The sequence below is a fragment of the Alkalihalobacillus sp. AL-G genome (genome assembly GCF_030643805.1).
Taxonomy (GTDB): Bacteria; Bacillota; Bacilli; order Bacillales; family Fictibacillaceae; genus Pseudalkalibacillus.
The window spans coordinates 185966-206475 of sequence record NZ_CP094656.1 but is presented as its reverse complement, the minus strand read 5'-3'; the positions used below and the strand labels follow the sequence as shown (position 1 = coordinate 206475).

General features: G+C 44.6%; 16 protein-coding genes, 9 tRNA genes and 3 rRNA genes. 3 read left to right on the top strand and 25 right to left on the bottom strand.

All coding sequences use genetic code 11. The features are described 5' to 3' along the window. Nucleotides 1-529 precede the first annotated feature (529 nt). The 5 genes from glmM to sigW all read right to left on the bottom strand — a co-directional run bounded on the left by glmM (nt 530) and on the right by sigW (nt 5501). A complete protein-coding gene (gene glmM, locus MOJ78_RS01160; RefSeq protein WP_304979417.1) occupies nt 530-1879 on the bottom strand; it encodes a phosphoglucosamine mutase in 1350 nt (449 codons plus the stop codon). A 31-nt stretch (nt 1880-1910) separates the two neighbouring features. After that, nucleotides 1911-3182, bottom strand: coding sequence for a CdaR family protein (locus MOJ78_RS01155; protein WP_304979416.1), 1272 nt, complete (start codon nt 3180-3182; stop codon nt 1911-1913). Next, a complete protein-coding gene (gene cdaA / locus MOJ78_RS01150; protein ID WP_304979415.1) occupies nt 3175-4002 on the bottom strand; it encodes a diadenylate cyclase CdaA in 828 nt (275 codons plus the stop codon). The genes MOJ78_RS01155 and cdaA overlap by 8 nt, the downstream gene beginning before the upstream one ends. Before the next feature lie 283 nt (nt 4003-4285). Beyond that, nucleotides 4286-4918, bottom strand: coding sequence for a polymer-forming cytoskeletal protein (locus MOJ78_RS01145; RefSeq protein ID WP_304979414.1), 633 nt, complete (start codon nt 4916-4918; stop codon nt 4286-4288). A 13-nt stretch (nt 4919-4931) separates the two neighbouring features. After that, on the bottom strand, nt 4932-5501 hold the full coding sequence (gene sigW, locus MOJ78_RS01140; RefSeq protein WP_304979413.1) for an RNA polymerase sigma factor SigW: 570 nt from the start codon (nt 5499-5501) through the stop codon (nt 4932-4934). 208 nt (nt 5502-5709) lie between these two features. Here sigW and MOJ78_RS01135 point away from each other — a divergent pair, with 208 nt between their 5' ends. Continuing rightward, on the top strand, nt 5710-5886 hold the full coding sequence (locus tag MOJ78_RS01135) for an aspartyl-phosphate phosphatase Spo0E family protein (RefSeq protein WP_304979412.1): 177 nt from the start codon (nt 5710-5712) through the stop codon (nt 5884-5886). A gap of 69 nt (nt 5887-5955) precedes the next feature. On the opposite strand, the gene rocF is transcribed toward MOJ78_RS01135, so the two are convergent. From rocF to MOJ78_RS01065, 14 genes are all read right to left on the bottom strand, one after another. Then, nucleotides 5956-6855: an arginase gene (rocF, locus tag MOJ78_RS01130; protein WP_304979411.1), complete on the bottom strand. Its 900-nt coding sequence runs from the start codon at nt 6853-6855 to the stop codon at nt 5956-5958. A 533-nt stretch (nt 6856-7388) separates the two neighbouring features. Further along, nucleotides 7389-7464 (bottom strand) — tRNA-Ala (locus MOJ78_RS01125). Nucleotides 7465-7468: 4 nt separating this feature from the next. Beyond that, a tRNA-Gly gene (locus tag MOJ78_RS01120) sits at nt 7469-7542 on the bottom strand. Nucleotides 7543-7572: 30 nt separating this feature from the next. After that, a tRNA-Lys gene (locus MOJ78_RS01115) sits at nt 7573-7648 on the bottom strand. Between the two features lie 84 nt (nt 7649-7732). After that, nucleotides 7733-7817, bottom strand: a tRNA-Tyr gene (locus MOJ78_RS01110). A gap of 34 nt (nt 7818-7851) precedes the next feature. Further along, nucleotides 7852-7927: transfer RNA gene (locus MOJ78_RS01105), tRNA-Thr, on the bottom strand. A 151-nt stretch (nt 7928-8078) separates the two neighbouring features. Beyond that, nucleotides 8079-8154: transfer RNA gene (locus MOJ78_RS01100), tRNA-Val, on the bottom strand. A 9-nt stretch (nt 8155-8163) separates the two neighbouring features. Then, nucleotides 8164-8238: transfer RNA gene (locus MOJ78_RS01095), tRNA-Glu, on the bottom strand. Nucleotides 8239-8255: 17 nt separating this feature from the next. Next, nucleotides 8256-8331 (bottom strand) — tRNA-Thr (locus tag MOJ78_RS01090). A 3-nt stretch (nt 8332-8334) separates the two neighbouring features. After that, nucleotides 8335-8409, bottom strand: a tRNA-Asn gene (locus MOJ78_RS01085). 21 nt (nt 8410-8430) lie between these two features. Beyond that, nucleotides 8431-8546, bottom strand: a 5S ribosomal RNA gene (gene rrf / locus MOJ78_RS01080). A 146-nt stretch (nt 8547-8692) separates the two neighbouring features. Further along, nucleotides 8693-11630: ribosomal RNA gene (locus tag MOJ78_RS01075) — 23S ribosomal RNA — on the bottom strand. A 362-nt stretch (nt 11631-11992) separates the two neighbouring features. Next, nucleotides 11993-13543 (bottom strand): 16S ribosomal RNA (locus tag MOJ78_RS01070). Together the 16S, 23S and 5S rRNA genes with 9 tRNA genes alongside form the textbook arrangement of a ribosomal RNA operon. Nucleotides 13544-13875: 332 nt before the next feature. Beyond that, the gene (locus MOJ78_RS01065) at nt 13876-14100 is read right to left on the bottom strand and encodes a hypothetical protein (RefSeq protein WP_304979410.1); all 225 of its coding nucleotides are present in this window, start codon (nt 14098-14100) and stop codon (nt 13876-13878) included. Nucleotides 14101-14240: 140 nt separating this feature from the next. On the opposite strand from MOJ78_RS01065, the gene pdaB reads away from it, so the two are divergent. Beyond that, nucleotides 14241-15005, top strand: coding sequence for a polysaccharide deacetylase family sporulation protein PdaB (gene pdaB, locus MOJ78_RS01060; protein WP_304979409.1), 765 nt, complete (start codon nt 14241-14243; stop codon nt 15003-15005). A 30-nt stretch (nt 15006-15035) separates the two neighbouring features. Here pdaB and MOJ78_RS01055 read toward each other — a convergent pair whose 3' ends face one another. Then, nucleotides 15036-15620, bottom strand: a complete 585-nt coding sequence (locus MOJ78_RS01055; RefSeq protein WP_304979408.1) for a KinB-signaling pathway activation protein — start codon at nt 15618-15620, stop codon at nt 15036-15038. Between the two features lie 206 nt (nt 15621-15826). Here MOJ78_RS01055 and gerD point away from each other — a divergent pair, with 206 nt between their 5' ends. After that, nucleotides 15827-16453 (top strand): spore germination lipoprotein GerD, encoded by a 627-nt coding sequence (gerD, locus tag MOJ78_RS01050; RefSeq protein ID WP_304979407.1) that lies wholly within the window; start codon nt 15827-15829, stop codon nt 16451-16453. A 109-nt stretch (nt 16454-16562) separates the two neighbouring features. On the opposite strand, the gene MOJ78_RS01045 is transcribed toward gerD, so the two are convergent. The 5 genes from MOJ78_RS01045 to rplM all read right to left on the bottom strand — a co-directional run bounded on the left by MOJ78_RS01045 (nt 16563) and on the right by rplM (nt 20352). Then, nucleotides 16563-17597 (bottom strand): Mrp/NBP35 family ATP-binding protein, encoded by a 1035-nt coding sequence (locus tag MOJ78_RS01045; RefSeq protein ID WP_304979406.1) that lies wholly within the window; start codon nt 17595-17597, stop codon nt 16563-16565. 205 nt (nt 17598-17802) lie between these two features. After that, the gene (gene cwlD / locus MOJ78_RS01040) at nt 17803-18519 is read right to left on the bottom strand and encodes an N-acetylmuramoyl-L-alanine amidase CwlD (RefSeq protein ID WP_304979405.1); all 717 of its coding nucleotides are present in this window, start codon (nt 18517-18519) and stop codon (nt 17803-17805) included. A gap of 74 nt (nt 18520-18593) precedes the next feature. Continuing rightward, a complete protein-coding gene (locus MOJ78_RS01035) occupies nt 18594-19031 on the bottom strand; it encodes a DUF2521 family protein (protein ID WP_304979404.1) in 438 nt (145 codons plus the stop codon). Nucleotides 19032-19518: 487 nt separating this feature from the next. Next, the gene (rpsI, locus tag MOJ78_RS01030; RefSeq protein ID WP_304979403.1) at nt 19519-19911 is read right to left on the bottom strand and encodes a 30S ribosomal protein S9; all 393 of its coding nucleotides are present in this window, start codon (nt 19909-19911) and stop codon (nt 19519-19521) included. Nucleotides 19912-19929: 18 nt separating this feature from the next. Beyond that, entirely contained in the window at nt 19930-20352 is a 423-nt protein-coding gene (gene rplM / locus MOJ78_RS01025; protein ID WP_370529795.1) for a 50S ribosomal protein L13, read from the bottom strand. Nucleotides 20353-20510: the final 158 nt, after the last annotated feature.

The following is a 20510-nucleotide window of genomic DNA, read 5'->3' as shown; positions in this document are numbered from 1 at the left end:
AAAAGCTTAGTCTCATTTCCCTTTGGACTTTTTGAACAACCTCTAATAGGGGCTACCGCCGCCCCAACATCATATAATTTGTTTCATCACGATCAATACCCTTGTTCACAGAGTCGCCTCTATGGTTTAGATAATGACTTTCCGGCTGTGATGAATCACCGAGAGGTATCCGCCGATCCAATTCGATAAACCTCTTCCTCGTCAACTATTTCAGCACTACCGCAGTGTCGGAGTTTTCACCGAAAGAAATAGTCCAGGCGCTTTGATTGAAATGTTCCGCTTTAATGCTCCTTTCTATATTTGAATAATAGGCTTTGCCAAGCACATGCTTTAGCATAGTCAGTTGCCTAATGCGAAAATCATACATCAGAATTTGCTAATCGTCAATGATTTAAATGTTTAACGTTATTGTAAAAAATATGCATGAGCAGCTCGTTTCGTGTGTACGGTGTCAGCTACCCATACATAGTATTCGTCGTTTTACTGATTTTCTGTCTATATTTTAAATAGGGACGAATTTAAACATCCGCTATTCCTTAAACCCCAATTGCTCGTGAACAACTCCAGCAATTTGATCCGCATATTGTTCGCAAAGCTCTTCAGTCGGCGCCTCGACCATAACACGGACGAGTGGTTCGGTTCCGGATGCTCGTACGAGTACACGGCCATTTCCTGCGGTTTCTGTTTCGACCTGCTGAATAGCCTCTTTCACCGCTCGATTGTCCAGTACATGATGCTTATCGGTCACCTTCACATTTTTCAAGCATTGCGGGAACTTTTGCATTTCACCTGCAAGCTCTGACAAAGGCTTTTTCGTAACCTTCATGATGTTGACGAGCTGCAATGCTGAGAGCAGTCCATCTCCAGTTGTACCGTGATCCAGGAAGATGATATGTCCGGATTGTTCTCCGCCAAGATTGAAGTCACCATTACGCATACGTTCCATGACGTAACGGTCACCGACGGCAGTCTGTTCGGACTTGATTCCCGCACTTTCGAGTCCTTTATAAAACCCAAGGTTACTCATGACAGTAGAGACAATGGTATCCTGCTTTAAGCGGGCTTCACTTGCGAAGTGTTTGGCACAAATGAACATAATCTGATCACCATCAACGATTGTTCCTTTTTCATCGATCGCAATTAACCGGTCACCGTCTCCATCGAAGGCAAGACCGACATCGGCTTCTTTTTCCTTAACAAGCTCTGCAAGCTTTTCTGGATGTGTGGATCCGACACCGTCATTAATGTTCAAACCGTTTGGCGAAGATCCGATTGTTGTAATATCAGCATCAAGGTCTGCAAATAAATGTGGTGCAAGCGACGAGACAGCACCGTGCGCACAATCGAGGGCAATGCGAAGTCCTGAGAACTCCTCGTCAACCGTTTGCTTCAGGAACTGCAGGTACTTCTGCCCACCTTCAAAATAATCGCTGACGAGGCCAAGATCTTTTCCAGTCGGACGCGGAAGTGTGTCATCTTCCTTGTCAAGCAGCGCTTCAATTTCCAGCTCCTGCTCGTCTAACAGCTTGAACCCGTCCGATCCGAAAAATTTGATACCGTTATCGCCGACAGGATTATGTGAAGCTGAAATCATAACACCTGCTTGAGCTCCAAGTGCTTTCGTCAAGTACGCAACCCCTGGTGTTGAAATGACGCCGAGACGCATGACTTCTGCACCGATGGACAATAGTCCAGCAACAAGTGCACCCTCAAGCATATGACCGGAAATCCGTGTATCCCGTCCAATGATGACTTTTGGTTTTTGGGTTTCCTTTGTCAGAACATAACCGCCGAAGCGCCCAAGCTTAAATGCCAACTCGGGTGTAAGCTCGGTGTTTGCTACTCCTCTGACTCCATCTGTTCCAAAATATTTACCCATATATAAAATCGCTCCTTCTTACCTTTTCACATTATGCAGATCTATTGCTGATGGTTAAGGTCGCTTCCGACAGTTTACGTTCAAACGTGAATTGATCTGGTACATCAACTTGAATTTCTACATCATGTTGTCCTTTTTCAAGGCTTTCAACATCAACAAATGCTACGATATCATCCTTCGATAGGCTTTGTAAATCCTCTTCATTTCCTTTTACCGTCAATTCAAATATTCCACTCTGCGGCTCGATGAAGGAAGCCTGCTCACTTTCCGATAATCCGCGAATTTGAATGGCTAAATCACTGAATGTTCGCGAACTTGCTGTCGAGTCTTGAGAATCTCCATCTGTGGACGTTTCTTCTACCTGTCCGACATCTATTTCGACACTTACTTTTCCTGGAGTTGAGTAGAAGGCACCTTCAGGAAGGGGCACATCAACTTCGATCGTCGTATCCTCTGTAATTTTACTTAAATCAATCGGAATATTGATTTCACTAAGTTCGTCCAAAACGGCTTCTGGTGCGTAAACGCTTATTTCCTCTTCACTAAGTGTAGCGGAAATAAGCTCAAGATCCTCAGCAAGAGTTCCTTGTTCATCAACTGAGATCGGAACTTCTTTATTCGGGTTGTCAATCGGTACTGTTACTTCGATAACTTCAGGATCGAATTCGATTTCGATTGGATCGAAGTCTTTGTTATACGCCTGTAGCTTAACTTCCTGTATTATTGTATCCTTTGTATCTGAAACGTTAACGAACCCTCGGATATATGCAATTTCATCAATGAGTTCTTTCGCACCTGTTATAGTGATTTCATCAATTTCAAGTTCCGGATCACCTGCAATATAACCCTTTGGCAGCTTATCCTCGTTAATCAATTGGACCGTTACCGGGAATGTTTCTGTCGTCTTTTCATGCAACGTAACCGTGATCGTTTCATCGATAAAATGGACATCAATATTATCCGGGACATTCGGTATTTTTATAGAAACGTTGTATTGGCCAGGTCCCTTTCCAGTCAAGTCAATGAATGCAGTCGGTTCCCGTTTCAACTCGAAATTGGTCAAGTCTGCTTGAGATCCTGTAAACTCAACCTTGATCCGATCCGGCTTTCCCATCAGTTCATACTTCTCTTCATCGTATTTTGCTATAAGTTCAACCGTCTTAGGTAACGTGTCGCCACCAAGATTCGTATTATTGTCGCTTTCTACCAACGAATCATCATTGTAAACCGTCGTATACATCATTAAAGCAATGAGGAAGGCTGTGATTTTTACAACCCAATGGCTGTTCAGTAATCTATCCATCCTTCTTCCCCCTCCAGTTCCACTTTGATGATGAGGAAGTTGACTTTGTCTTTGCTAATAATTCCGCCTCTAAAAGTTTTCGTAACATATCCTCGTCTAAGTTACGGTAAAGCTCTCCATTTTTTGTGAGAGAGACGTTACCAGTTTCTTCTGAGACAACGAGGGTCACACTATCCGTCACTTCAGAAATTCCTAATGCAGCTCGATGACGGGTACCTAATTCCTTCGAAATGAATGGACTCTCTGACAGCGGCAGGTAACTCGCTGCTGCAAGAATTTGATTGTCATTAATGATGACGGCTCCATCATGAAGCGGCGTATTCGGAATGAAAATGTTGATCAACAGCTCCGAGCTCAATGTCGCATTTATCGGAATGCCTGTCTCTACATAATCATGAAGCCCGGTTTCCCGCTCAATCGTAATAAGTGCACCGATACGACGTTTCGCCATATAACTTGTAGCCTTTAACATCGCTTCAACGGTGTTTCTCTTTTCTTCTTCCTCTGCAATCATCCCGCGTGAGAAAAAGCGTCCGCGACCAAGCTGTTCAAGTGCCCGGCGAAGTTCAGGCTGAAAAATGATGATAATCGCAAGGAAACCATAAGGGAGGAACTGATTCATCAACCAGTATAGTGTGTTCAGCTTAAAGACCCCGCTAAAAAACCAAATTGCAATAATTACGGTGATCCCTTTTAACAGCTGAATCGCCTTAGTTCCTTTGATCAGCATGATTAGCTTGTAAATCACGTAGGTGACTAAGAGGATATCTATTATATCATTTACGTACGTTAGAATATTGAAGTTTTCGATCGGGAACATAACGCATCCTCCAAACTGATCGACTAAGTTTCATTGTTACTAACAAAGGTCAGTTTGTTACTATGTAACTTTTTTATTATATCATAACTTGGTTGTTAACTTCCTTTTTGAGCTAACATACCATTCGATAAGGACTTGTTTTTCTGTACTGTGCATTTGTTGAAAAAACTCGTCCATGGTTAGAATCCCCCTCTAGATAGAGAATATAAGAAAGACGAATGGATGACCATTTAACAGTCATCCTGATCGAAAGATAGTTATAATTCTTTACGTGCAACAAAAATCAATTTGAAACGAACCAGCCCTTCATCGCCTCGAAGCCTTCTTTCACTTTGTACCATACCCATTCGGTCACACGATGAATCTCTTCACTATCTCCTGCGATGTGGCCAGCGGAAGCAAGATAGTGAGATCCATTAATCACGGTTACATCCCCCTGAACTTTTCCGGCAATCTCGACATCCCCATTATGAACGACAAGGTCACCCTTAACTACTTCACCCTCAGGGACAATCACTTTGCCAAGCTCTTCATCAATCCTCACTTGTGCCCCATTCGCTGAAACGGAAATCGGTTCATTCGTGTGACTTCCCCATTCACTGAATATCGCACTCGACATCAGTAACAAGAAGACCACAGCTGCCGTTAACAGTGGGTGTGATTTGAACCAGCGATTCGCCTTTGTTGATGTTTTTTCCTTTGGCAAACGGTCCAACACTTTTGAAGTAAAACCATTGGGCGCCTTTAATGTACGGTGGATGTCCAAAAGGTGATCGACAGATTTGATCTCTTCAAACTTCTTCTGGCACCTCGAACACGCCTTTACATGCTGCAATAACTCTATTTTTTCTAGCGGCTCAATCGTCTCATCGATCCATTTATACATGTATGAAATATACTTATGATCGCAATTCATCCTAAAAATCCTCCTAACAATCCAAGTCAGTCAACCGTTTCCGAAGCGCCTCTCGGCCGCGATGGATACGTGTTTTGACTGTGGAAACCGGAATCTGTAAAATTTCACTGATCTCTTTGAGTGACAGCTCCTCCAAATATTTCAGCGTGATTGCCGAACGGTATTTTGGCGGTAATTGTAAGATCTCTAGTTGTATACGTTCTTGTAGCTCAAAGGTTTCAATTTTTTCTTCAGGAAGTTGTTCGGCAACCGCAACTTGAGAATATAAGGTTAATCCATCACTTCCAGCAACATCTGCATCAAGATAATAATCCGGTTTTTTCTTTCGTAGCCGATCAATTGTCAAGTTGGTTGCGATCCTATAAAGCCATGTTGAAAATTTATGTTCCTCATTAAATCGTTCAATATGTAAATAAGCACGCAAAAAAGCTTCCTGTGCCATATCCTCAGCCTCATGACTGTTTCCTAGCATACGGTAGCATATATGGTAGACCCTATTTTTATAAATATCGACTAGCTCTTCAAAGGCTTTTTGATCTCCCTTTTTTACAAGCCGGACTAAACGTCTAATCGTTATATCCATTTTCAAACCCCCGCCCCTGTGAACATAACTCAAGCCTAGACAATACCTAAATTGTAATTGCCTATATATTGAGAAAAACACCCACCCACTATTTTAACATGGGACAACTTCCAATTGACGATTAAATTTGTAAGATTTAGGTTTATTTTTAAGAACATCGGGAATAGTGGTTAAAAAGAACCAAGAGAGAGAAAGCAGGGTGATCGGCATGTCGAAGGAAGAACGCTTTTTACTGGATGAAATTGAGCTGTCTCGTAAGAAGATGTTGACGTTGGCTAAAGAAATGTCTTTGTTTTCAAATGAGGTAGTTGAAATCAGCCAATATTTAGATGATCTACTGAACCGATATGACGATGTTAAAAATAACCTGGACCGTGTATCTTAGTACGACATGGAAATAGGAATGGGAATGACTCAAAGTCATTCCCATTTTTGTGCTTGTTTTAGTTACTTATTATATAAGTTTTTCACCAAATAGCGATCCGACTAGGCCTACTGCAACAGTCGCGGTCTTATTTTTATCATCTAAAATCGGATTCACCTCAACAAACTCTGCTGACGTTAGAATATCCGCATCAGCGAGCATTTCCATCGCAAGGTGACTTTCACGGTAACTGATTCCACCTAATACAGGAGTCCCAACTCCAGGTGCCTCCGCTGGATCCAACCCATCAAGGTCAAGGCTTAAGTGGACACCATCGGTTCCGTTTGAAACATATTCAATCGCTTCCTGCATCACCTTGGTCATGCCCATCTTATCAATTTCATGCATCGTGTATACTTTAATACCCTTTTCTCGGATAAGCTCACGTTCACCTTCATCCAAAGATCGTGCCCCGATGATTACAATGTTTTCCGGTTTGATTTTAGGTGAATAGCCTCCGATCTTTGTAAGTTTTTCATCACCGATCCCAATACTTACAGCAAGCGGCATCCCATGGATGTTCCCACTAGGAGAAGTATCACCAGTGTTAAGGTCTCCGTGTGCATCGTACCAGATAACACCAAGGTTTTCATGATGCTTTGCAATTCCAGTAAGTGATCCGATTGCGATACTGTGATCTCCACCTAATACAAGCGGGAACCGATCGCTATCAATTATTTGATTCACACCATCTGCAAGATATGTACTTGCATCAATAACACCCGCAAGGTTTTTAAGATTCGTTTCTGTACTTGCTACCTTTTCACGCTGAGGAACCTTAACATCACCATGATCCTCAACGTCATAACCGATGTTCTCGAGGCGTTCTACTAGTCCTGCATACCGCATTGCACTTGGTCCCATATCGACACCTCGACGCATTTGTCCGAGATCCATCGGGGCACCTATTATTCCTATTTTTTTCTTCATATTTTGCCTCCTCAAATTCAATTGCTCTATTTCTATTGTAGGGGTTCGGCTAGTGGTGGTTCAACCGGACAACTATATGCATAGTTATACGCCTATACGGTGATTACTGAACGGATTATGGATAATTATTAAGCGTTTACATGATTTACTGCTATTATCTTGCACATAATACAGTATCGGCAATCGCAAATGACGATTTGTATACATATTATCTAATTCAATCAGATGTATTTGGACTGTTACAAAGAGTAAATTGAGGATGGCGGCATTCTCTGTATAAAATTCATGCATTAAGTTCAATTTCGATGTAAAAAATGTTATTTCGAGTGAGTTGACGGGCCATTTTGGGAGATTTACTAGCATTCACCTTCTTTAAAATCGATAATTCGGCCACGGAATGCGATAATTCGGCCACGCATAGTAAAAAAGACCTTAATTAGCATTACGCTTTAACTGACAAAGTGGTTATACTTTTCTCACGCATTAAAAAAACCCTCAAAACCGATTGGTCTTAAGAGTTTACTTTTTATGTATGGTGGAGCCTAGCGGGATCGAACCGCTGACCTCCTGCGTGCAAGGCAGGCGCTCTCCCAGCTGAGCTAAGGCCCCATAATGGAGCGGGTGATGAGAATCGAACTCACGACCAGAGCTTGGAAGGCTCTTGTTTTACCACTAAACTACACCCGCATATTCAATTATTCTTTCGAAAGTCTAAAATGGTGAGCCATGAAGGACTCGAACCTTCGACCCTCTGATTAAAAGTCAGATGCTCTACCAACTGAGCTAATGGCTCCTAGTAAGGTGATACTCACCTTATTTGTCCCTTCCTACGTTCGGGACAACTATTAGCTATCCTAGTAGAAATGACTTTTGTAGATGGTGGAGGGGGACGGATTTGAACCGCCGAACCCGGAGGGAGCGGATTTACAGTCCGCCGCGTTTAGCCACTTCGCTACCCCTCCAACAAAAAAAGACCTATCGTTATCATCATATAAGTGGTGCCGGCCAGAGGACTTGAACCCCCAACCTACTGATTACAAGTCAGTTGCTCTACCAATTGAGCTAGGCCGGCGAAGTAATTAAGAAGTTATTTCATTTTCCTCGTCCCGATTTCAGAAAGCATCCCATGATGACCCTCAATCGGTACGCTGAAGTCAAGCGTTGCAGCTTATTCCGACGTGCTCTACCAATTGAGCTAGGCCGGCAAGTAATTGTAATTAAAATGGTGGAGGATGACGGGATCGAACCGCCGACCCCCTGCTTGTAAGGCAGGTGCTCTCCCAGCTGAGCTAATCCTCCGTTATAAAATGGTGACCCCTACGGGATTCGAACCCGTGTTACCGCCGTGAAAGGGCGGTGTCTTAACCGCTTGACCAAGGGGCCTTTATTAAATTTACTAGTGGAGCTTCCAATCGGATTCGAACCGATGACCTCTTCCTTACCATGGAAGTGCTCTACCTGCTGAGCTATGGAAGCAAATGGCTCCACAGGCAGGACTCGAACCTGCGACCGATCGGTTAACAGCCGATAGCTCTACCACTGAGCTACTGTGGAATAATAAGAAAAAATCAGTTGGCCCGGCGATGTCCTACTCTCACAGGGGGAAGCCCCCAATTACCATTGGCGCTGAAGAGCTTAACTTCCGTGTTCGGCATGGGAACGGGTGTGACCTCTTCGCCATCATCACCAGACCTTATTTTAAGATCCACAATGCTTGTCTTTAGTAAGACAAGATATATAATACTAAAAATAGCTCGTGTTTTCAAGGGTTTTTTATATAAAACTCATTCCCTCAAAACTAGATAACGTCCATTCTTGATTCAAACATCGATTTTTTGAGGTTAAGTCCTCGATCAATTAGTATCTGTCAGCTCCACGTGTCACCACGCTTCCACACCAGACCTATCAACCTCATCTTCTCTGAGGGATCTTACTCGCTTGACGCGATGGGAAATCTCATCTTGAGGGGGGCTTCATGCTTAGATGCTTTCAGCACTTATCCCGTCCACACGTAGCTACCCAGCTATGCTCCTGGTGGAACAACTGGTACACCAGCGGTGTGTCCATCCCGGTCCTCTCGTACTAAGGACAGCTCCTCTCAAATTTCCTGCGCCCGCGACGGATAGGGACCGAACTGTCTCACGACGTTCTGAACCCAGCTCGCGTACCGCTTTAATGGGCGAACAGCCCAACCCTTGGGACCTACTTCAGCCCCAGGATGCGATGAGCCGACATCGAGGTGCCAAACCTCCCCGTCGATGTGGACTCTTGGGGGAGATAAGCCTGTTATCCCCAGGGTAGCTTTTATCCGTTGAGCGATGGCCCTTCCATGCGGAACCACCGGATCACTAAGCCCGACTTTCGTCCCTGCTCGACTTGTAGGTCTCGCAGTCAAGCTCCCTTGTGCCTTTACACTCTGCGAATGATTTCCAACCATTCTGAGGGAACCTTTGGGCGCCTCCGTTACACTTTAGGAGGCGACCGCCCCAGTCAAACTGCCCACCTGACACTGTCTCCGAACCGGATCACGGTCCTGGGTTAGAATTTCAATACCGTCAGGGTAGTATCCCACCGACGCCTCCACCGAACCTGGCGGTCCGGCTTCTTAGGCTCCTACCTATCCTGTACAAACGATACCAAAATCCAATATCAGGCTACAGTAAAGCTCCATGGGGTCTTTCCGTCCTGTCGCGGGTAACCTGCATCTTCACAGGTACTATAATTTCACCGGGTCTCTCGTTGAGACAGTATCCAAGTCGTTGCACCTTTCGTGCGGGTCGGAACTTACCCGACAAGGAATTTCGCTACCTTAGGACCGTTATAGTTACGGCCGCCGTTTACTGGGGCTTCGATTCAGAGCTTCTCCCGTAAGGGATAACCCCTCCTCTTAACCTTCCAGCACCGGGCAGGTGTCAGCCCCTATACTTCGCCTTACGGCTTCGCAGAGACCTGTGTTTTTGCTAAACAGTCGCTTGGATCTTTTCACTGCGGCTCTCTCGGGCTTGCACCCTATCAGAGCACCCCTTCTCCCGAAGTTACGGGGTCATTTTGCCGAGTTCCTTAACGAGAGTTCTCCCGAGCATCTTAGGATTCTCTCCTCGCCTACCTGTGTCGGTTTGCGGTACGGGCACCTCTTTCCTCGCTAGAGGCTTTTCTTGGCAGTGTAGGATCAGGGACTTCGGTACTTTAGTTCCCTCGCCATCACAGCTCCGCCGTTCTGGTGGACGGATTTGCCTATCCACCGGCCTAACTGCTTGGACGCGCATATCCAAAAGCGCGCTCTCCCTACCTTCCTGCGTCCCCCCGTTGCTCAAACGGAAAGGAGGTGGTACAGGAATTTCAACCTGTTGGCCATCGCCTACGCCTTTCGGCCTCGGCTTAGGTCCCGACTAACCCTGAGCGGACGAGCCTTCCTCAGGAAACCTTGGGCTTTCGATGGAGAAGATTCTCACTTCTCTTTTCGCTACTCATACCGGCATTCTCACTTCAAAGCGCTCCACGAGTCCTTCCGGTCTCGCTTCTCTGCCCTTTGAACGCTCCCCTACCACTGTACCATCGGTACAATCCATAGCTTCGGTGATACGTTTAGCCCCGGTACATTTTCGGCGCAGAGTCACTCGACCAGTGAGCTATTACGCACTCTTTAAATGGTGGCTGCTTCTAAGCCAACATCCTGGTTGTCTGGGCAACTCCACATCCTTTTCCACTTAACGTATACTTGGGGACCTTAGCTGATGGTCTGGGCTGTTTCCCTTTCGACTACGGATCTTATCACTCGCAGTCTGACTCCCGTGGATAAGTTGCTGGCATTCGGAGTTTGACTGAATTCGGTAATCCTGTGGGGACCCCTAGTCCAATCAGTGCTCTACCTCCAGAACTCTAGCCACGAGGCTAGCCCTAAAGCTATTTCGGGGAGAACCAGCTATCTCCGAGTTCGATTGGCATTTCACCCCTACCCACACCTCATCCCCGCACTTTTCAACGTGCGTGGGTTCGGGCCTCCATTCAGTGTTACCTGAACTTCACCCTGGACATGGGTAGATCACTCGGTTTCGGGTCTACGACCACGTACTCGATTCGCCCTGTTCAGACTCGCTTTCGCTGCGGCTCCGTCTTTTCAACTTAACCTTGCACGTAATCGTAACTCGCCGGTTCATTCTACAAAAGGCACGCCGTCACCCGTTAACGGGCTCCGACTACTTGTAGGCACACGGTTTCAGGATCTCTTTCACTCCCCTTCCGGGGTGCTTTTCACCTTTCCCTCACGGTACTGGTTCACTATCGGTCACTAGGGAGTATTTAGCCTTGGGAGATGGTCCTCCCAGCTTCCGACGGGGTTTCACGTGTCCCGCCGTACTCAGGATCCACTCTGGAGGGAGCGACGTTTTGGCTACAGGGCTGTTACCTCCTCTGGCGGGTCTTTCCAGACCACTTCACCTACGCCGTTCCTTTCTGACTCCGTATAGAGTGTCCTACAACCCCAAGAGGCAAGCCTCTTGGTTTGGGCTGATTCCGTTTCGCTCGCCGCTACTCAGGAAATCGCAATTGCTTTCTCTTCCTCTGGGTACTAAGATGTTTCAGTTCCCCAGGTCTGCCTTCTCATACCCTATGTATTCAGGTATGGATACTGTCCCATTACGGACAGTGGGTTCCCCCATTCGGAAATCCCCGGATCAAAGCCTACTTACAGCTCCCCGAGGCATATCGGTGTTCGTCCCGTCCTTCTTCGGCTCCTAGTGCCAAGGCATTCACCGTGCGCCCTTCATAACTTAACCAATGATGCTCACGATCGCTCGTGAGTATCGGTTTTCATGATGCCGAAGCATCACATTAACGCATAGTTTCGATGTCTTGTTATCAAGAATTTTCGTTATCTAGTTTTCAAGGAACGAAGCCGCTGCATCGAATCAACTTCTATGCAGCTTTGCGCCGAAAAAGCCATCTTCGTTAGCATAAGCTCGTAGATGCAGGCGCACGTTCTCCATTTACATGAAGAATGTTCTGAAAGAACAAATAGCTCTTTCAAAACTAAACAAAAGCCAAAGCGTGACTTGCCCATGGATGGGCTGACGTCGATGTTGTCACAGGACGTGACGAACTTAATCGACGTTCTTAATGTCCTAAAAGGACTCCTTAGAAAGGAGGTGATCCAGCCGCACCTTCCGATACGGCTACCTTGTTACGACTTCACCCCAATCATCTGTCCCACCTTCGGCGGCTGGTTCCAAAAGGTTACCCCACCGACTTCGGGTGTTACAAACTCTCGTGGTGTGACGGGCGGTGTGTACAAGGCCCGGGAACGTATTCACCGCGGCATGCTGATCCGCGATTACTAGCAATTCCGGCTTCATGCAGGCGAGTTGCAGCCTGCAATCCGAACTGAGAATGGCTTTATGGGATTCGCTCAACCTCGCGGTTTTGCTGCCCTTTGTACCATCCATTGTAGCACGTGTGTAGCCCAGGTCATAAGGGGCATGATGATTTGACGTCGTCCCCACCTTCCTCCGGTTTGTCACCGGCAGTCACCTTAGAGTGCCCAACTGAATGCTGGCAACTAAGATCAAGGGTTGCGCTCGTTGCGGGACTTAACCCAACATCTCACGACACGAGCTGACGACAACCATGCACCACCTGTCACTTCGTCCCCCGAAGGGGAACCTTCTATCTCTAGAAGTAGCGAAGGATGTCAAGACCTGGTAAGGTTCTTCGCGTTGCTTCGAATTAAACCACATGCTCCACTGCTTGTGCGGGCCCCCGTCAATTCCTTTGAGTTTCAACCTTGCGGTCGTACTCCCCAGGCGGAGTGCTTAATGTGTTAACGTCAGCACTGAGGGTGGAACCCCCCAACACCTAGCACTCATCGTTTACGGCGTGGACTACCAGGGTATCTAATCCTGTTTGCTCCCCACGCTTTCGCGCCTCAGCGTCAGTTACTGGCCAGAGAGCCGCCTTCGCCACTGGTGTTCCTCCACATATCTACGCATTTCACCGCTACACGTGGAATTCCACTCTCCTCTCCAGTACTCAAGTCCCCCAGTTTCCAATGACCCTCCACGGTTGAGCCGTGGGCTTTCACATCAGACTTAAGAGACCGCCTGCGCGCGCTTTACGCCCAATAATTCCGGACAACGCTTGCCACCTACGTATTACCGCGGCTGCTGGCACGTAGTTAGCCGTGGCTTTCTGGTCAGGTACCGTCAAGGTACCGCCCTGTTCGAACGGTACTTGTTCTTCCCTGACAACAGAGTTTTACGACCCGAAGGCCTTCCTCACTCACGCGGCGTTGCTCGGTCAGACTTTCGTCCATTGCCGAAGATTCCCTACTGCTGCCTCCCGTAGGAGTCTGGGCCGTGTCTCAGTCCCAGTGTGGCCGATCACCCTCTCAGGTCGGCTACGCATCGTCGCCTTGGTGAGCCCTTACCTCACCAACTAGCTAATGCGCCGCGGGCCCATCTGTAAGTGATAGCCGAAGCCATCTTTTATCTTCTCCCTATGCAGAGAGAAAAGTTATCCGGTATTAGCCCCGGTTTCCCGGAGTTATCCCAGTCTTACAGGCAGGTTGCCCACGTGTTACTCACCCGTCCGCCGCTAACCTCAAAGGAGCAAGCTCCTCGTTGGTTCGCTCGACTTGCATGTATTAGGCACGCCGCCAGCGTTCGTCCTGAGCCAGGATCAAACTCTCCAATAAAGTTGAAGTTTGATTTGCTCATAGTTTAAATAATAAAAATTGTGACGCACATGGATGTGCTAACTTCGGTGTTGTCACAGGACGTGACGTTCTTAACCGAAGAACCATAAATCCATGTAGGTCCGTTTCACGCTTGGCTTTTGTTCAGTTTTCAAAGAGCTTTTATAGATCGGTTTGTTCCGATCATATTCGCGTTGTCGTTTTGACAGCGACTCAATTAGTATACCACGGGCTGAAAATAAAGTCAATAACTTTTTTCAAAGTGTTAACTAGCTGTTTTCAGCAACAGAAACTACTATATCAGGGCATTTAGAACCTGTCAATAACTTTTTCTATTTTTGATTCGATATCCGATGACGCATATATTTTACACAATCGGCTGGGGTTGAAAAGCGCTGTAAGATACGAAAAACGAGCTGGTAGCGTTCTTCCATTGCCCGTTTGATGATGCCCTCAATATGATGATCCTCGAGGTCATGTAATAGTTCTTCCAGCTCTTTCTTTAATACGTACTCCATTTCCTTAACTTCTTTTTCGTTTAATAGACATCCAAGCACGGAATCGACCCCTTCACTTTTTTATATCCATTATCCCTTCTTTTTCCAAATTATATTCCAAGCGGAATTTGGAGACAGGTCTATCTTGTCCAAGATTGCATATATATGTGTATGAAGAAGCTCGGACGGGAGGTCTGTTCATGAATTTCTTTTGGGTCATAAACGGAACGCGTTTTAAACAATACTTGATTATTTTGGTTGCTGCTTTCTTTGCTGCACTTATAGCATTTGTAGAGGGAAAGGATCTTGCTGTTTTTGAAACGAAGGATGGGGAGCCAAGGGCGATCTACAAGGCTGAGACAAAAGGGAAAAAAATTGCTTTAACATTCGATGTGAGCTGGGGGGATAAACGGATTCACGAAATTCTCGACTTTTTGAAAAAGGAAAAGGTGAAGGATGTAACGTTCTTTTTATCTGGTGAATGGGCAGAGCGACATCCGGATATTGTGGAAAAAATCGTAAAGAACGGACATGAGATCGGAAGTCTTGGGTATCGGTATAAAAGCTATACAGAAATGGAGAATGCCCAGGTTCGAAAGGACATTTTAACGGCTCAACAAAAAATCAAAGAGGTTTCGGACCAAACAACAGATTTATTAAGACCACCAAACGGCCACTTTGACAAAGATGTTTTAGAAATCGCGGATAAACTCGACCACACAGTCGTTCATTGGAGCATCAATACGTGGGACTGGAAAAACCCTGGTCCTGAGAAGATTACTGAAACGGTATTATCTCGGGCAGATAGTGGGGAAATTGTTCTTTTTCACGCTTCGGACTCCGTAAAACATACGCGGAAGGCTCTTGAAACAATAGTTGATGAGCTAAGAAAAGACGGATATGAGCTAGTGACTGTCGGTGAATTGGTCGCGAATACGGATAGTAAAAGTACTGAAATTAAATGATTTTAAAGAAAAAAGGACTGAAGCGTGATATCAGTCCTTTTTGTTTATAAGTCGATGTAGAATGAGTACCTGCCATGTGTTACATGCTAATAATGGAATAATGGATAACCAAAGCCAAAGAGCGTCGTTTGTCTTTAGCACCGGAAACCACTCGATTGTCGTTACAGCTACGATGAAAAATAAGGTTGGAATAAATGCTTGTTTGTTCGTTTCCCTCTTTTTTATAAAGGCGACAACAGCCCCGTAGCCAAGCAACGCTAAAGGCACGATGAGAAATGGAAGGATTGAGGTATCAGCATCATCAAAAGCGATGTATCTTAAATAAAAAAGATCGAACACGACAAAAACTAATATTAAAAGCTGTACCCAGCTCCATAATTGGACTGACTTGAAAATCCCTAACCCGAATCGGTGTATCGTTAAATACGCAAAGTACCCCATTTGACTGATGATACTAAAGATAAAGCCATAGCCCATTAACCAAGCTAACATAAAGAAGAAGCTACCTACCCCTTCGATATCTTGCCAGCGTAACAACATTCCAACGATGATTGCGCTGACTCCTCCGATTAATAATGTGGTAAAAAATAGATAAACCCATTTTCGTATATTCACTGTTCATATTTCCCCTTTTAGAGGATATTCAAAAAGTAACCAGATTTCTGATTCATTTGCTTTTTGAACACACACTAATTTTATTCCGTAACGATTGTATCAATCCACTACTAAAAAAGCCAGTTTCCTTTATTTAGTCCGCATATTTGTCACATCTTTCTCTAACGCTAAAGGTAAGATTGATTTATTGAAAGGGGCACTCTAGGATGAAAAACTGGATGTTCGTCCTCCTCATCTCCTTCGGTTATTTGTTTTTACAAGGGTGTACACCTGCGGAAGCAGAAGGCCCGGGGAGTTATGAAGAAACGAAAAAAATGCTTGTCGATCTTTTAAAATCAGACGAGGGTAAAAAAGCAATAAAAGAAGTTTTAACCGATGAAAAAGTAAAGCAAGAAATCATAATGGATCAAGCCTTTGTAAAGAAAACCATTGAGGAAACGTTGACATCAAAAAAGGGGAAGAAATTCTGGAAAGAGTTAATGAAGGATCCGAAGACTGCTGAGGCACTTGCAAAAAGCATGAAGAAGCAGAATGAGGAATTGCTTAAATCATTGATGAAGGACCCCGAATACCGGAAAATGATGATTGAAATCATGAAGGATCCGGCTTTGGAAAAAGAAATTATGGGCTTACTGACCTCTCAAAAGTTTCGTGAGCAACAGAAAAAGGTCATGATGGAAACCTTTGAAAGTCCACTCGTAAAAGCTCAAATTGCAGAAATGGTCAAAAAATCAGTTGAGGAAGCAATTAAGAGCGGGGATGCCTTGAAAAAAGAAGAAGGTAAAAAAGACGATAAAGGCGGCGGCGGTGGACAAAATCAAGGCCAGCAGTAATGACAATGTAAAAAAAACGAAAAACAGGCACTTCCTGTTAAATCCGTTGGAGTGCCTGTTTTTCAATTCATTCAACGCCCCATCGTTCACGAGGGCGTTTCCGTTTTCTTTATCCTTCTACTTTTTCTATGACCTTTTGGGCAATTTGTTGATATATTCTTCCGATTCTTGAGCCTTCTCTATAAATCGATGGCGCAAAATCTTCTTCATGCATTTCGGGCTGTCCAAGTGGGATCCTTCCAAGAACTTCGGTTTGAAGCTCATCCGCAAGCTTATCTCCCCCACCTTGTCCGAATACATATTCCTTTTCACCGGTCGTTTCACTTTCAAAATAGGCCATGTTTTCGACAACACCAAGTACTTCATGTTCCGTTCTTAAAGCCATTGCACCTGCCCTAGCCGCAACAAAGGCGGCAGTCGGATGTGGAGTGGTTACAATAATTTCCTTGCTTTGCGGGAGCATTTTATGAACGTCAAGGGCTACATCTCCTGTTCCTGGTGGTAAATCCAGGATTAAATAGTCGAGATCTCCCCACTCAATATCGTTGAAGAAATTCGTCAACATTTTGCCGAGCATTGGCCCACGCCAAATGACAGGTGCATTATCTTCAACGAAGAAAGCCATTGAGATTACTTTTACACCAAAACGCTCTACCGGAAAAATTTGCTCTCCGACAACACGCGGACGCTCTGCTATTCCCATCATATCCGGCACACTAAACCCGTAAATGTCGGCATCAATCAAGCCAACCTTTTTCCCTTCTTGTGCCAAGGAAGTCGCAAGATTAACGGAAACAGTTGATTTTCCAACTCCACCTTTACCACTGGCAACAGCAATAAATGTCGTTTCTTTTTCCATGACCGATTTGTTTTCGCCGCCAGAAGCATGTTCAGAGTGAGCGTTCTCCCGTTGTTCAAAGCGCAGGCCGACTGATTCGACTCCTGCACTTTTTAATGCGTTGACAATTTCTTGTTGCAGTTGCATTTGTTCAGGCGAATTGGATTGAGCAATAGCAATTTTTAGGCTGACATAATTTTCTTTTACCTTCATCTCTTTAATGCTATCTGCTTCGACAATGCTTTTATGTAAAAATGGCTCTTGAATAGGCTTTAAAATTTCGAGTATTCGATCCTCTGATAACACAGTCCAACACCATCCTTTTTATGATTTCGTCCACCTACAAGTATAACACAAAAGGAATTCAGGCACCGAACAGGGCGCCTTGATAATCCCATGGGTTTCCGGGAGATGATTGCTCTACACGATAATCTCTGTTCCCGCTTTAGAACTACGTGTCAATAAACAAACCCCTTAAGATTCAAGAGGTTGTTGATATTCAATCGGTTCCTCACTCCTTTAATGGTTCTTTTGCGTAGTACCGAAGAATTCCTTGGTAGATGGATGCAGCAACTTTATTTTGGTATAGCTCACTTTTTAAAAGCTCTCGTTCATCCGGATTCGAAAGAAAACCTACTTCAACTAATGCTCCTGGAATCGTTGCCTTTTTTACCATGTAAATATTGTTGATCGGTTTCGCTTCACGTTTGGTATTTTCTAAATTACGGCGGATTTCTGATTGAATGAATTTTGCAAGCTTCTCATTTTGTTCTAATGCAGGATTGTAAAAAACTTGGGCGCCGTACCATCTTGATGATGGAATTGCATTCAAGTGGATACTGATATACAGGTCACTTCCAGAAGTATTGATAATTTCTGTTCGTTTTAAAAGGTCCTCGGTTTTACGATGACGAAGTCGCTTTGTTTCTTCTTTCGCAAGATCCTTATCGGTTTCACGTGTCATGACGACAAGCGCACCAGCCTGTTGAAGATAATCCCTTAATTTTAGCGAAATATTGAGTGCGATATCCTTTTCAAGTACATTCCCTTTTCCCACCGCTCCCCCATCGACTCCCCCGTGTCCCGCGTCAAGAACAATAATTTCCCCTGTCAACGGCAGACTCCAGGTGGACCAAGAATGGTTCGTTAGTAATTGATGTTGAATGACATATACTAAAAGACCGGCACACAAACCGATCAAACCCCATTGTATCCACTTTTTCACCATTTTCCCTCCCGCTTCCCATTCCTTGTACATATGTATGGGACAGGTAGGGAAAATATACCTTTATCCGTTATTCTTTAATGTAGCCGCATTTTATAACGACGCTGTCCCTTTTCGAATCCTTCACTCCACCAACGCTGAACAAACGCTTCACAACACATATGGAGTGATTCTAAAATCTGGTCCGGTGCATAGCTCCAGAATTGCCAGTATTCAAATAACGTATCGCTAAGCCGCTTTTCGGCTTGTTCACTTCTCTGTTTAATGCTTTCGATTGATTCACCATGATAACCGAATCGGCTGAATTCTGCTCCTAATAAATACGCTTCGATTGCAATATCGATGCTCGTATCCTGTATCTCGTCTTGAAACAAAAGGCTATATTGGAAAAATGGAAAAAACAATTTATTGAATTCTGTTTTTAACCCATTCAAAGATAATTCCCTTAATACTTTTCGTTCGAAGGTTATTCGTTTCTTGTACTGTTTTTCACGAAAGGTGGTGATCACATTCATTCGTTGCGCCTCCTTTGTCATTAGTGTTCAACAGCAAAATCGAATCATACTATGGCAACTTTGGTAAAAGGCGTTATGTATATGAGTTGGTTAGCCGTATTACACTAAATTTGAGCAGAATTGGGAGGAGTGTGTGCCGAATTGTGCTCAACACTCTAATTTTTGGACTGAAATATAAGGTTTCGTGCTTATTTCTGTGTGTAGTGCAAATTAATCGGATTTCATGACCAATAATTGTCCCTCAATACACTGACACTTTAGTAATATAGACCCAATAAATCGGATGACGTTAAATTATTTCAACCACAAACTGTTTATATCGACCACATAACGTAATATATCGACCACGGATTGAAATATATCAACCACAGAACACAATATATCGACCACGCATAGTAAGATGGTCCTTTAACTCACTATAAAGCAGTACAAAACAACAAAAAAAGCCCTGGTTGCTGTAACCAGAGCTTTTGCAAATGAATTTCGATTAACGCTTTGAGAATTGTGGTGCACGACGAGCGCCTTTAAGTCCGTACTTCTTACGCTCTTTCATACGAGCATCACGAGTCAGGAAGCCTGCGCTTTTAAGAGAAGAACGCATTTCAGCATCTACTTTTAACAATGCACGAGCAACTCCGTGACGGATCGCACCAGCTTGACCAGTGTATCCTCCGCCTTCAACATTAACGAGAACATCGTATTTTCCTTCAGTTTCCGTTAGCACGAGCGGCTGTTTTGAAATAACTTTTAATGTGTCTAGTCCGAAAAATTCGTCTAGAGCACGACCGTTGACGATAAAGCGTCCGTCACCAGGTACAAGACGTACACGAGCAACAGAGTGCTTACGACGGCCAGTTCCGTAGTATTGTACTTGAGCCAAGTTAAACCCTCCTTATTATTATCCGCGAAGTTCGTAGTTTTCAGGATTTTGTGCTTGATGTTTATGCTCGTTACCTGCATACACATGAAGCTTCTTAATCATTTGTCGTCCAAGGCTGTTCTTAGGAAGCATGCCTTTGATTGCAAGTTCAAGCATTTGCTCAGGGCGCTTGTCACGCATTTCCTGTGCAGTTCTTGTCTTGAGTCCGCCTGGGTGTCCAGTATGACGGTGATAAAGCTTATCAGTAAGCTTCTTTCCAGTCAATTCGATCTCACTTGCATTTAAAATGATGACATGATCACCAGTGTCAACGTGTGGTGTGAACGTTGGTTTGTGCTTACCACGAAGAATTGATGCAACTTCAGTAGAAAGACGTCCAAGTGTTTTGCCAGCAGCGTCTACCACATACCATTTACGTTCCATTTCTTTCGGCTTTGCCATATAGGTACGCAATTCATTTCCCTCCTATTTCATTCCGTTACAAATCATCTATTTGTTATACGATTCGTTTTTTCACTTCGTACGATTTCCAAATCCGGGGCTAGTGGATTTTAGAAATACCAAAGAACATCTTATAATATATAGACAACGATGTCAAG

Coding starts and splice junctions, on each gene's coding strand:
- MOJ78_RS01145 (WP_304979414.1), bottom strand. CDS start 4,918: ATGAATTGCGATCATAAGTATATTTCATACATGTATAAATGGATCGAT.
- MOJ78_RS01135 (WP_304979412.1), top strand. CDS start 5,710: ATGTCGAAGGAAGAACGCTTTTTACTGGATGAAATTGAGCTGTCTCGT.
- rocF (WP_304979411.1), bottom strand. CDS start 6,855: ATGAAGAAAAAAATAGGAATAATAGGTGCCCCGATGGATCTCGGACAA.
- sigW (WP_304979413.1), bottom strand. CDS start 5,501: ATGGATATAACGATTAGACGTTTAGTCCGGCTTGTAAAAAAGGGAGAT.
- MOJ78_RS01035 (WP_304979404.1), bottom strand. CDS start 19,031: ATGAATGTGATCACCACCTTTCGTGAAAAACAGTACAAGAAACGAATA.
- gerD (WP_304979407.1), top strand. CDS start 15,827: ATGAAAAACTGGATGTTCGTCCTCCTCATCTCCTTCGGTTATTTGTTT.
- pdaB (WP_304979409.1), top strand. CDS start 14,241: ATGAATTTCTTTTGGGTCATAAACGGAACGCGTTTTAAACAATACTTG.
- glmM (WP_304979417.1), bottom strand. CDS start 1,879: ATGGGTAAATATTTTGGAACAGATGGAGTCAGAGGAGTAGCAAACACC.
- cwlD (WP_304979405.1), bottom strand. CDS start 18,519: ATGGTGAAAAAGTGGATACAATGGGGTTTGATCGGTTTGTGTGCCGGT.
- cdaA (WP_304979415.1), bottom strand. CDS start 4,002: ATGTTCCCGATCGAAAACTTCAATATTCTAACGTACGTAAATGATATA.
- MOJ78_RS01155 (WP_304979416.1), bottom strand. CDS start 3,182: ATGGATAGATTACTGAACAGCCATTGGGTTGTAAAAATCACAGCCTTC.
- rplM (WP_370529795.1), bottom strand. CDS start 20,352: ATGGCAAAGCCGAAAGAAATGGAACGTAAATGGTATGTGGTAGACGCT.